Annotated in this window: 2 pseudogenes; both read left to right on the top strand. The window is 42.7% G+C overall.

Annotation, left to right across the window (positions count from 1 at the left end):
- Window positions 1-214, top strand: a pseudogene (locus BZK24_RS09295) (phosphate acyltransferase PlsX); the annotation flags it as partial.
- Window positions 194-334, top strand: a pseudogene (locus tag BZK24_RS09515) (aminotransferase class III-fold pyridoxal phosphate-dependent enzyme); the annotation flags it as partial. The pseudogenes BZK24_RS09295 and BZK24_RS09515, both read left to right, overlap by 21 nt.
- Window positions 335-396 lie beyond the last annotated feature (62 nt).

A 396-nucleotide genomic window follows, 5' to 3' on the forward strand; every position in this document is an offset into this window, starting at 1 on the left:
GGCTTTGATGCTTAAGAATGCGTTTGGTATTTTAAAACAAAAAACCGATTACGCTGAATATGGGGGAGCACCGCTTTTAGGCGTGAATAAAAGCGTGATCATTAGCCATGGCAAGAGCAACGCTAGATCGGTTGAATGCGCGATTTATCAGGCTATTAGCGCTGTTGAAAGTCAGGTTTGTTTGAGGATTGCCAAAGCGTTTAAGAGCGGTAAAGGCACTCCACCCTTTATTTTAAAAGGTAAGGGGGCGTATCTTTATGATGTGGATAACAACCGTTATATAGATTTTGTGCAAAGCTGGGGGCCTTTGATTTTTGGGCATGCTGATGAAAAAGAAAGCTAACGAAGAAAAAGCCCCCAAAAGAGCTAAACAGGAAGCAGGAGCCACACAAGAAA

The sequence above is a fragment of the Helicobacter pylori genome (assembly GCF_001998165.1).
GTDB lineage: Bacteria > Campylobacterota > Campylobacteria > Campylobacterales > Helicobacteraceae > Helicobacter > Helicobacter pylori_DL.